Genomic DNA, 11,201 nt, shown 5'->3' on the forward strand with positions numbered 1-11,201 from the left:
AGAGCACCCCAAAATGTAAGTGCCCTTCCGTTTTTATTCATATTGCATCAATGTTAAAACATCATAGCCGTTTAATTTTTTTTTGCCCTCTAGGTAGGACAGTTCGATTAGAAAAGCAATTCCTGCGACAATTCCGCCTAACTTTTCGACTAGTTTAATCGTAGCTTCGATTGTCCCACCGGTAGCAAGTAAGTCATCTGTAATAAGGACACGCTGTCCCGGCTTGATCGCATCCTTATGGATCGTTAGGACATCCTTACCATATTCCAATCCATAGTGTATTTTAATTGTTTCACGAGGAAGTTTCCCTTCTTTTCGGACAGGTGCAAAACCAACACCTAACGAATAAGAAACAGGGCAGCCGATAATAAAGCCACGTGCTTCTGGCCCTACAATCAGTTCAATTTGCTTTTCTTTGGCAAAGTTTACGATTTGGTCTGTCGCATACTTATATGCTTCACCATTTACCATTAACGTAGTAATATCTAAAAATTTAATGCCAGGTTTTGGCCAGTCGGGAACCGTTGTAATATATTTCATTAAGTCCATTCTTTTACTTCCTCCTTATCCTCCTTCACCCTAAATAATTTATGATTTGTTTCATAAAATAGCTTGTTCTATTGTCCTTGTTTTTCGAAAATGGACGAGTTTAACGATTTAGTACCACAGATAGTCCCTGTCACTATGGGGATACCAACCTAAAATTTTCCTGTAAACTGGAAAAATAATACCGCAAAACCTAGAATCCAGACATAAATGGCGAACGGTTTTAAGGAGTGTTTCTTTAAAAATCCAATCATCCACTTCACGGCAACATATCCGAATAGGGCAGAGGAGGCGATACCGACAATCAATGCAGATAGAGAGATTTCCTCTCCTGCACCTCCAAATAGGTCCATTGACTGCAGCACAACAGCCCCAGCGATAGCAGGTGTAGATAAGAGAAAAGAAAAGTAGGCTGCGGTTTCGCGGTCTAGCTTTCTCCATAGTGCAGCGACAATCGTGAACCCTGAACGAGAAATGGCAGGGAATATGGCAGCCGCCTGAAAGGAGCCAATAATGAAAGCATCTGTATAACTAATATCATCCATCTTTTTATAGCCATTTTTTGCGGAATCAGCAATCCATAGAAATAAACCAGTAACTAAAAACTCCCATCCAATCGTAACTCCTGTTTTCGATATCTCCTCAAAGTAATCTTTAAAAAGCAGACCGATTACGACAGCTGGAATGGTTCCGACGATTAACAAGAAGGTGAGCTTGCTAAAGGGATTTTTAATCATCTTAACAAACTCGTCTTTATAGAAGACAAAAACGGCTAGCAGGGTACCGACATGAAGCATGGTATCAAGTAATAAACCTGCTTCTTGTAAACCGAATAAATTCCTTCCTAAATATAAATGTCCTGTAGAGCTAATGGGTAAAAATTCAGTTAATCCTTGGATAATTCCTAATATGAGTGCTTCTAATTTGCTTAACATAATCAACCTCTCTTTCTGCACTATAAGGGCCTGTACATAGTAAAGATATGCACGTCCCTTAACAAATAAGCAATAAATTTTTGCCGTTTTAAACTTGTCTGTTGATTTCCGCTCCAGGCACTTCGCTTTCCGCGGGCGGGCCGGGGAGCCTCCTCGACGCTTAAGCGTCTGTGGGGTCTCCCCAGCCCCGTCCTCCCGCAGGAGTCTTCGTGCCTTACGCTCCAATCAACAGAGTGCATATATTAGGAATTAGCTTATATTTAGCCAATTTTTTATGTATTACTAAGGCAAAAATAGTGCAAAAGGGGTCAATTCTCCCATAAAATAGAAGTAAGTATTTGGAGAGGAGCTGCACATTTGAAAAATCACCATCTACATTTCAATACATCCATCGGAGTGAAGAAACCAGAAAGTATCAGAAATAAACAGCAGGCATGCCCTTTTTGTGCACGAGACGAGTTGATTGACCTAATTGAAGTGGATGGACCAATCATACTTTTAAAAAATAAATATCCTGTACTAGAGAATGCCTACCAAACTGTATTGATAGAAACAGATGATTGTCATGGTGAATTATCCACCTATGAGCTGCCCCATCTACATAGACTCTTACAGTTTGGAATAAGGAATTGGCTTGATCTTGATAAAGCAGGTAAATATGAATCGGTCATTTTTTTCAAAAATCATGGTCCGTTGTCTGGAGGGACCATTGCGCATCCTCATATGCAAATCATCGGCTTACATGATATTAACTATAAGGAAAACATATCCGAAGAAGTGTTTAAGGGTATTACTATAGAAGATAAAGACGGGGTTACATTTACTTTGTCGACAAAGCCTAAGGTAGGCTTTTATGAATTTAATATCGCTATGGATGATTCACGTTATAATGAAACCTTTGGAGTTCATCTTCAAAAAGCAGTACATTACATTCTTAATAACTTTCCATTTAAAGCCAGCAGCTACAATCTTTTCTTTCATCACTATAATAGGAGAATATATGTAAAAATTGTTCCCAGATTCGTAACCACTCCACTTTATATCGGCTATGGGATTCCTCAGGTGCCAAATAATTTACATTGGATGGCTGACGATATTAAAAGTAAATATTTTACCAGTGGAAGCGCCTGACAAAAGGAGTTTCCGTATATGTAAATTCACCCATTCTCACTTTATAAGTTGTGCTTTATTCATATTAAAAATATAATGAAATAATGTACAAGTTCCTTTTTGAGACTTTGACATTAAGGAGTGTGAATGATGACATCATCTAAAAATATAACTTCAAAACTTGATTATAGCCTTGTTTTTATCTTACTTTTATTGTTTTTGGCCAGCTGTTTATCGATTTATAGTGCGCAGGCAAGCGGTCAATATGACAGTAACTTCCTTATAAAGCAAATTATCTTTTATGGAATTGGCTGTGGAATTATTGCTACCGTTATTAGGCTCGACTCTGACCAGTTAAAAAAATTGACATGGTATGCATACGGAGTAGGAATATTTCTCCTTATTTTGTTAATTATCGCCCCAGAAAGCATTGCTCCTGTAATCAATGGAGCAAAAAACTGGTTTAAGGTTCCTGGGATTGGTTCACTCCAGCCGTCTGAGTTTGTCAAAATCTTTATTATTTTAGCGTTAGCAAAAGCAATTGAGGATCATCACCAAAAGAATCCAGTTAAAACCATTTCTTCTGATTTTTGGCTATTAATAAAACTAGGGGTCATTACGATGGTACCCTTAATCCTAATAATTAAGCAGGACTTAGGGACTTCGCTTGTATTTATAGCCATCCTTTTAGGGATGATTTTTATTTCCGGAATAACGTGGAAATTACTTGTGCCAATATTTTCAACTGGAACGGCACTGATTTCGGTGATTTTTTATTTTGTATTGTTGAAGCCAGAGGTTCTGGAAAAATATTTAGGTGTCAAACAGTATCAATTTAGCCGTATCTACTCTTGGCTCGATCCCTATAACTTCCAAAGCTCAGCTGGATACCAACTGACACGTTCCCTCTTAGCGATTGGCTCTGGACAAACGGGTGGTAAGGGATACGGAAATAGAGAAGTATATTTGCCGGAAAGCCATACCGATTTTATCTTTAGTGTCGTCGGAGAAGAGTATGGTTTTATTGGTGCAAGTGTACTCGTTAGTTTATTTTTCTTGTTGATTTATCATATTACCAAGGTTGGTATGGAAACCAGGAACAATTTTTATACGTATATTTGTGTCGGGGTCATTAGCATGATTACTTTCCATGTATTTCAAAATATCGGGATGACGATTGGAGTGCTACCAATTACGGGTATTCCATTACCGTTTATCAGTTATGGAGGAAGTTCGTTAATGGGGAATATGCTGGCTCTTGGGTTAATTTTCTCCATTCGGTACCACTATAAAAAGTACATGTTCTCTACTACCGCATAAGGATATAAAAAAGAACGAGGTCATGGCAGCCTCGTTCTTTTCTTTGAAATTATATAGTAGGGAAGGTTTTACTTTTTAAGCATGATCTTTTCAAGGTCATCGAGCATGATATTAGCCGATAAAACGCCGCCGGCTGTGTTCCAAGTTGCGTCACTTACCTCATGAACATTTCCATTTTTCACTGCATTCAAATTTTGCCACAGCGGATTATTTGTATATTCCTTTGCTGTATCAAGGGCAACTGTGTCCCCTTTAGGAGCATAAGTAAAGTAGAAAATAATGTCCCCGTCCATTTTTGGAATGGCTTCTGTTCCAACATCTTTCGCAAGATTACCTAGTTTGGCATCAGGGAAAAACTCAGCCTGATGTGCAGCACGTTTGAATCCTAGTTGATTAAAGATGATTCCGGAGAATGAGTCTGTGTAATAGATACGAGACTTACCTGCCATAAAACGGACAACCGAAACTTCTTGATTTACTTTATCACCAAGTTTGCCTTTTAAGTCCTCTACATGTGCATCAAAATCAGCCAGTACTTCATTACCCTTGTCTTCCATGTTTAGCGCTTTAGCGTATAGTGCAAAGTTTTCTTTCCAATCTCCTCTAAGAGTTTCGGAAAAAATAGTTGGCGCAATCGCGCTTAATTGACTGTACACTACTTCTTGACGGAGCTTGTTTCCGATAATTAAGTCAGGCTTTAGTGTGGCGATTTTTTCTAAGTTAACTTCACTTTCAACGCCAACAACTTCAACACCATCCATGTCCTCTTTAATATGATCATACCAAGGATCACCAAGCCAAGATTGAACTGCACCAACTGGTTTTACTCCTAGAGCAAGTAAAGCCTCGGTACCTTCGTTTGTTAAAATAACGATTTTCTCTGGAGTTTTTTCTAAAGTAGTCGACCCCATCGCATGTTCTACGGTGTAGCTGGTATCTTCTGTCTTCTTGGCTGTATCTTTTTCCTCAGTTGTTTTCTCTTCCGTGTTTCCGCAAGCAGCAAGCAGGAAGAGTGCAATGATTGAAATAATTGCGAATAAATTTTTAAACCCTTTCATCCTATGTACCTCCAATAGTGTTGTTAATGATAATCATTTTCATTTACAAACCTATCATAAAACGATTTCATTTAGGTGTCAATCACCAAATTGAAAATGATTCTCAAAATCAGTGACAAATTTATGACCTTTAGTCTTAACAAATGAAAATCGTTCTCAACTCATTGACAGTTTTCCACGATTCAAATAGACTGATACATGAAAAAGCGGATACATACATATATCACCTAAATAAATAGGTTAGAGGAGAACGAAGTTATGCTGCTAAAACACACAGGTCAAAAGTGGGCAGGACTTGTTATTGCGATATTTTTATTACTTTTTTTAATGGCCGTAAGTATTGTCTATGGGTATACGGATACCACCTGGAAAATGGCGATTGATTCCATTACCCATTTCAATGGAACAAATGAACATATTGTGATCCAACATGTAAGAATTCCACGAGCTTTTATTGCTGCAGCAGTTGGTGCCAGCTTAGCAATCTCGGGTGTCCTCATGCAGACTGTTACCAAAAACCCGCTTGCATCACCGGACATATTTGGGATCAATGCCGGGGCAGGGGTGGCAGTTGTAGTGGCTGTAACAATATTTAGTGTAGCGAGTCTTCAGCTATTTACCTGGATCTCATTTGCTGGGGCCGCTATAGCTGCAATTAGTGTCTATGCGATTGGCGGAGTTGGCAGAGAAGGGCTGACTCCGATGAAGCTCACTCTTGCAGGGGCAGCCATGACGGCATTTTTTGCTTCTTTTACACAGGGGATTCTCGTATTAAATGAAGCTGCCTTAGAGCAGGTATTATTTTGGCTCGCTGGTTCTGTAGCGGGAAGAAGTCTTGAAAATTTACTGGTAGTTCTTCCATATTTAGTTGGCGGCTGGATTGTTTCGTTGATTATTGCTTCAAAAATGAATGTTCTATCAATGGGTGAGGATGTTGCCAAAGGGCTGGGAGTTAACACGGCTATTTTAAAAATAATAATTGGTCTCGTCGTCATCCTTCTTTCAGGCGGTGCAGTTGCTGTTGCAGGACCAATAGGCTTTATTGGAATTGTAATTCCCCATCTGACCCGTTCTATTGTGGGAATTGACCACCGCTGGGTCATCCCTTTTTCTGGGCTGCTTGGCGGAATGCTATTGCTGGCTGCAGATACGTTATCTAGATATATTTTAATGCCGCAGGAAATACCTGTCGGAGTGATGACGGCCATTATTGGAACCCCGTTTTTTATTTACATAGCTAGAAGGGGGTTCAATGGGCGATGAGTAAATATAAAATATTTAGAATCAACAAAGGGAATATATCTTATTTAATTGATAAAAAGGCCTTTTATGTTATTATCACTCTTCTCCTATGTACGGCTGGAATTTTTGTAGTAAGTACTGGATTAGGGGAAATGAAAATCTCCCCATTAAATGTTTTAAAGGTTTTATTTGGGGGCGGAACGGAAATGGAAAAGCTAGTCATCGAGTCGTTCCGATTGCCCAGAATCATCATTGGATTACTGGCAGGAATCGCACTGGCAGTAGCTGGGGGGATCCTGCAGGGAATGATCCGAAATCCCTTGGCCTCCCCTGATATCTTAGGGATTACAGGTGGAGCATCAGTTGCCGTTGTGGGTTTCATGGCCATCTTCAGTGATAAAAATCATGTATTAACGGTTAGTGTTCATTGGATGCCGTTAGCTGCCTTTATCGGTGCTGCTGTGGTGGCTTTTCTGGTGTATGTATTGGCATGGAAAAATGGGGTTTCGCCGATTAGACTCATTCTGATTGGAATAGGTTTGATGAGTTTAACCAAAGCTCTTACCACCTTTATGATGGTGTTAGGACCTATTTATCAAGCAAGCCAGGCCAATATTTGGATTACGGGTACTGTCTACGGCTCGACGTGGAGAAATGTGGGGGCACTCTTACCTTGGATCATCATCCTGGTTATCATCGCCTTTGTTTACGCACGAAATGTAAACATTCAAGAGCTTGGTGATGAGGTTGCAACAGGACTTGGCGGACGTGTGCAAAAACAGCGTTTTGTCTTACTGATGCTTAGTACCGGGTTGGTCGGGGGTGCGGTTGCTTTTGCCGGGGGGATTGGTTTTGTCGGTTTAATGGCTCCGCACATGGCGAGAAGATTAGTGGGTTCCGCATTTGGAGCGTTACTTCCTGTTTCGGCACTCCTCGGAGGAATGTTAGTCATGCTGGCCGATTTGGTGGGGAGAACATTATTTTCACCATTAGAAATTCCAGCTGGTGTCTTTACAGCAAGCATCGGGGCACCATATTTTATTTATTTATTATTTAAAACAAGAAACCAATAAATAAACAACAAAGCCATTTCTGAGTAGAGGAAATGGTTTTGTTTATGAATGAATAAAAGTATAAATGAAAACGATTTTCATACTCATTGACAATCATTATCAATTAATTATAAACTTAGAACTGTAGAGAATATTAATACTATATAAGACATACATACAGCCTCCAAAGGGTTCTAAATCATATACTATAAACAAGCCTAATTAACATGATTACAAAAGGAGTGGCAGATGATGAATGCGATTGAAACGAAAAATTTATCACTTTCATATGGGGATTCCATCATCATTGATGACTTAAATTTAAAGATTCCTAAAGGTGAAATTTCCGTTTTTATTGGAGCGAATGGCTGCGGAAAATCAACTCTCCTTCGTTCAATCGCTCGTCTTCTTAAGCCGAAATCCGGTGTCGTTATTTTGGATGGCGAAGCCATTGCTAAGCTCTCTACAAAAGAAGTAGCGAGAAAAATGGCGATACTCCCTCAATCTCCAGCAGCACCTGAAGGACTGACTGTGCTTCAACTTGTAAAACAAGGTCGTTATCCTCATCAAACATGGTTAAAACAATGGTCGGAGGAAGATGAGAAAAAGGTTAATGATGCACTAAAAGCTACCCGGTTAGAAGATTTGAAAGAGCGAACGGTAGATTCTCTTTCTGGTGGTCAAAGGCAGCGTGCTTGGATTGCTATGACCTTAGCACAGGATACGGACGTTATTCTCTTAGATGAGCCAACAACTTATTTAGATATGGCACATCAAATTGAAATTCTTGACCTTCTATTCGAACTCAATGAAAAAAGAAAGAGAACGGTTGTCATGGTTCTTCATGATCTCAATCTTGCTTGCCGCTATGCACATAATATCGTTGCCTTAAAGGATCAAAAGGTGTTTGACCAAGGAAAGCCAGAATTTGTAATCAACCGCAATCTTGTCAAACATGTATTTGGCATGGAGTGTGAGGTAACAATGGATCCTATTTTCGGAACACCGCTTTGCATTCCTTATGGAAAAGGAAGACGTATTCACCAAAAGGCGGCTGTGTCCAATGGGTAATATACTGAAAGAAAATGATCTAAGTGTTTTACAAAAATATAGGCTCACATCAGAAACTGGCCGCTCTTTTAACGTTGCAAACCTAATGGATAAATCTTTTGCATTAGAATTCATGAGGAATTTAGCGTATTCAATTGATTCGCCTTCTGAAAAAGCAGCAGCCTCCATATTTATTAAAAGATATGCATTTATTGCGGTCATTTCCCTTTTTGCCATGACGACTGCTAACAAGAAGTTGGATATTTCTTTGTGCAATATTGAAATGGAAGAGGCTGAACGTGGGAAAGACTGGCTGCCCATGATTTCTTTAAAGAATCCATCCATCGAGCAATGGAATGGTGAAGACCGTGAGGAATGGCGAAAAAGTGTTTACTGCGATCTTTTTGCTAATAATATCTACCCGCTTGTTGAGCATTTTGAAAAGATTTTTAAAGTATCAAAACTAATCCTCTGGGAAAATATCGCCGTTTACCTTTTTTGGCTTTATGAGACAGAGTTAAAAGAAAACAAAAATCCAAACGTTTTAAATGATTTCCGCTTCTTAACCACGGAAGCAGAGGGTAATCTATTTGGTAATTACCATCTTAATCCAATCCAAAAGTATTATTCTGAGAAGAATTCTCCAGATGAGATTAGACTAAGAAAAACATGTTGTTTTACCTATCAGCTTGGGTCGAAACGCTGTAAAACATGTCCATGTACTCATATTACTAACGATGGAGTGTGCTTTGATGGAGAAAGTATTTGCGGAGCAGTTCAAAGCTTTACTTGAAAAATATAGTGACTTACTTGTTGGCGAATCAGGCGAGGAGACAACGGAAAAGGTAAAGGCATGGGCCCTGTATACTCATATTGCGAAGTCAATGCCAGCCTTGGCAAAGCACTGGAATGAACTCTATCCGGAAGCAAAGGAAGAAATGAAAACAATCATAAATGAAATCAAGCTGCTGAATGAACAGCATAGACAATCCAAAAATATACAATGAATTGAATGATTATGAGATATTTGGTCGCCTACACTGATGAGGCGGCCTTTTTCTATTGTATCTAAAGAAAGCGCTTTCTAAAAAAATATGCATAAATTATTCAAAAAATTGATAAAAAGGAGTTGTCAAAATTAAAAATTCACAATATAATAAATTCAATGTTAGGTAAAGTGACATGGACATGGGAGGAGAAATAACATGACAAAAGCTATTCTTTCAAATGTAAATGACCAATCTGCAATGATCGAACAAATTAAAGAAGTAATAAATGAAAAGAATGTTGAACTTCTTCACTTACAGTTTGTAGATATAGAAGGAATCTTGAAACACATAACCGTTACTAGTGCTCAATTGGAAGATGTAGTAGAAGGAAAAATGATGTTTGATGGCTCTTCTATTAAAGGATTTTCACCGATAAATAAATCTGACTTATACTTACAGCCGGATTTAGCAACTTTCTCCGTTTTACCATGGACAATTGAAGACGGATATTCTGAAGCGCGTTTTCTATGTTCTGTTAAAAATCCTGATGGAACATGGTTTGAAGGTGACACAAGAAATGTATTAAAGAAAACAGTGGAACGTGCTGGAGATAAAGGATACACCATTTCTGTAGGTCCTGAGCTTGAATTTTTCCTGTTTAAAACGGACGAAAACGGTTATCCAACACAGGAACTTAGTGATAAAGCAGGATATTTTGAACCGTCGCCTAAAGATCTAGGAGAGCGTGTTCGCTTAGAAATTTACCGTGCGTTAAAGGCAATGGGTTTCACTATCGAAGCATCTCACCATGAAGTTGCTGAAGGACAGCACGAAATTAACTTTAAGTATGCTGACGCTCTGGGCGCAGCAGATCTATCCACTACATATAAGTGGGTTGTAAAAACAATTGCAAAGAAATATGGACTGCATGCTACATTTATGCCTAAACCAGTTTTTGGAATAAACGGATCTGGAATGCATGTAAACATGTCATTCTTTGAAGGAAATGAAAATGCCTTTTTTGATCCGGCTGATGAATTACAACTTTCCGAAAAAGCATATCAATTTATTGCTGGTTTAATTGAAAACGTAAAGAGTTTTACAGCTATAACCAATCCACTTGTAAACTCTTATAAACGTTTAGTACCTGGATATGAGGCACCATGTTATATTGCTTGGAGTGCTTCAAATCGTTCTGCATTAATTCGTATTCCTGCTAAAAAAGGGATGGCCACTCGTGTTGAGTTAAGATGTCCGGATCCGTCAGCAAATCCATACTTAACCTTTGCGGTTATTGCCTCTGCTGGTTTGGATGGTATTGAACAAGGGTTAGCAGTGCCATTACCAATTAATGAAGATATTTTCCATATGACTGAAGATCGCCGCGGTGAACTTGGTATTGAAAGTCTTCCTGGAAGTTTAGCGGCTGCTTTAACAGCATTAGAGGATGGAGAGATCGGACGTAACACATTGGGTAACCATGTTTATGATGAGTTTGTTTCTTTGAAAAAGGCTGAATGGGATAGCTATCGTACAGCTGTTCACACTTGGGAAATCGAAAATTATCAAGCTAAGTTTTAGAGTCAAAGTTAAGCAGGCTGAACTTTTTCAGCCTGCTTTTTTAATTATCTTTTGAACTGGTTATTTTGACTGTTCACTTTGTCTTTTTGTGACTGCTCCCCGCCAGGACCGGCGTTTCCTTGAACGCTAGCGGCGCTTACGCCTCTTTTAGTTGGGTTTTTCTTCATTTTACCCATGCATCATCACCTCGTTAATTAGGATGCCCAATTCTTTTTTTTTATGTAAAGGTGTATGGAAAATCCATTTGTAAAAAAATTTAGTATTTTCCGCTTTTATTTATTGCGCAAATTTTTAAAATATTCTATAGTAATAGTTAGC

12 protein-coding genes are annotated in these 11,201 nt (G+C 38.8%); 8 read left to right on the plus strand and 4 right to left on the minus strand.

What is annotated here, in order from left to right:
• Positions 1 to 33: 33 nt before the first annotated feature.
• Both QFZ28_RS06920 and QFZ28_RS06925 read right to left on the minus strand, forming a co-directional pair.
• On the minus strand, positions 34 to 549 hold the full coding sequence (locus tag QFZ28_RS06920) for an adenine phosphoribosyltransferase (protein ID WP_307193968.1): 516 nt from the start codon (positions 547 to 549) through the stop codon (positions 34 to 36).
• 149 nt (positions 550 to 698) lie between these two features.
• Positions 699 to 1,481 (minus strand): undecaprenyl-diphosphate phosphatase, encoded by a 783-nt coding sequence (locus QFZ28_RS06925; protein WP_307193969.1) that lies wholly within the window; start codon positions 1,479 to 1,481, stop codon positions 699 to 701.
• A gap of 357 nt (positions 1,482 to 1,838) precedes the next feature.
• Here QFZ28_RS06925 and QFZ28_RS06930 point away from each other — a divergent pair, with 357 nt between their 5' ends.
• Together QFZ28_RS06930 and QFZ28_RS06935 are read left to right on the plus strand one after the other, a co-directional pair.
• On the plus strand, positions 1,839 to 2,612 hold the full coding sequence (locus QFZ28_RS06930; protein WP_307193970.1) for a DUF4931 domain-containing protein: 774 nt from the start codon (positions 1,839 to 1,841) through the stop codon (positions 2,610 to 2,612).
• A 129-nt stretch (positions 2,613 to 2,741) separates the two neighbouring features.
• On the plus strand, positions 2,742 to 3,911 hold the full coding sequence (locus QFZ28_RS06935) for an FtsW/RodA/SpoVE family cell cycle protein (RefSeq protein WP_307193971.1): 1,170 nt from the start codon (positions 2,742 to 2,744) through the stop codon (positions 3,909 to 3,911).
• Positions 3,912 to 3,979: 68 nt separating this feature from the next.
• On the opposite strand, the gene QFZ28_RS06940 is transcribed toward QFZ28_RS06935, so the two are convergent.
• Complete coding sequence (locus tag QFZ28_RS06940) at positions 3,980 to 4,969, minus strand: ABC transporter substrate-binding protein (protein ID WP_307193972.1); 990 nt, start codon at positions 4,967 to 4,969, stop codon at positions 3,980 to 3,982.
• Positions 4,970 to 5,227: 258 nt separating this feature from the next.
• Here QFZ28_RS06940 and QFZ28_RS06945 point away from each other — a divergent pair, with 258 nt between their 5' ends.
• From QFZ28_RS06945 to glnA, 6 genes are all read left to right on the plus strand, one after another.
• Positions 5,228 to 6,232: a FecCD family ABC transporter permease gene (locus QFZ28_RS06945; RefSeq protein ID WP_307193973.1), complete on the plus strand. Its 1,005-nt coding sequence runs from the start codon at positions 5,228 to 5,230 to the stop codon at positions 6,230 to 6,232.
• The gene (locus QFZ28_RS06950) at positions 6,229 to 7,284 is read left to right on the plus strand and encodes a FecCD family ABC transporter permease (RefSeq protein WP_307193974.1); all 1,056 of its coding nucleotides are present in this window, start codon (positions 6,229 to 6,231) and stop codon (positions 7,282 to 7,284) included. The genes QFZ28_RS06945 and QFZ28_RS06950 overlap by 4 nt, the downstream gene beginning before the upstream one ends.
• 231 nt (positions 7,285 to 7,515) lie before the next feature.
• Positions 7,516 to 8,334 carry an ABC transporter ATP-binding protein gene (locus QFZ28_RS06955; protein ID WP_307193975.1) on the plus strand — a complete coding sequence of 273 codons (819 nt, stop codon included), beginning with the start codon at positions 7,516 to 7,518 and terminating at the stop codon, positions 8,332 to 8,334.
• On the plus strand, positions 8,327 to 9,106 hold the full coding sequence (locus tag QFZ28_RS06960; RefSeq protein WP_307193976.1) for an IucA/IucC family C-terminal-domain containing protein: 780 nt from the start codon (positions 8,327 to 8,329) through the stop codon (positions 9,104 to 9,106). Before QFZ28_RS06955 ends, QFZ28_RS06960 begins: the two co-directional genes overlap by 8 nt.
• Positions 9,066 to 9,320 (plus strand): DUF2573 family protein, encoded by a 255-nt coding sequence (locus QFZ28_RS06965; protein WP_307193977.1) that lies wholly within the window; start codon positions 9,066 to 9,068, stop codon positions 9,318 to 9,320. The genes QFZ28_RS06960 and QFZ28_RS06965 overlap by 41 nt, the downstream gene beginning before the upstream one ends.
• A 198-nt stretch (positions 9,321 to 9,518) precedes the next feature.
• Positions 9,519 to 10,883: a type I glutamate--ammonia ligase gene (glnA, locus tag QFZ28_RS06970; RefSeq protein WP_307193978.1), complete on the plus strand. Its 1,365-nt coding sequence runs from the start codon at positions 9,519 to 9,521 to the stop codon at positions 10,881 to 10,883.
• Between the two features lie 44 nt (positions 10,884 to 10,927).
• Here the strand turns inward: glnA and QFZ28_RS06975 are convergent, their stop codons facing one another.
• Positions 10,928 to 11,059, minus strand: coding sequence for a YuzL family protein (locus QFZ28_RS06975; protein WP_307193979.1), 132 nt, complete (start codon positions 11,057 to 11,059; stop codon positions 10,928 to 10,930).
• Between the last annotated feature and the right edge of the window lie 142 nt (positions 11,060 to 11,201).

The organism is Neobacillus niacini (assembly GCF_030817695.1).
Lineage (GTDB): Bacteria > Bacillota > Bacilli > Bacillales > Cytobacillaceae > Neobacillus > Neobacillus niacini_F.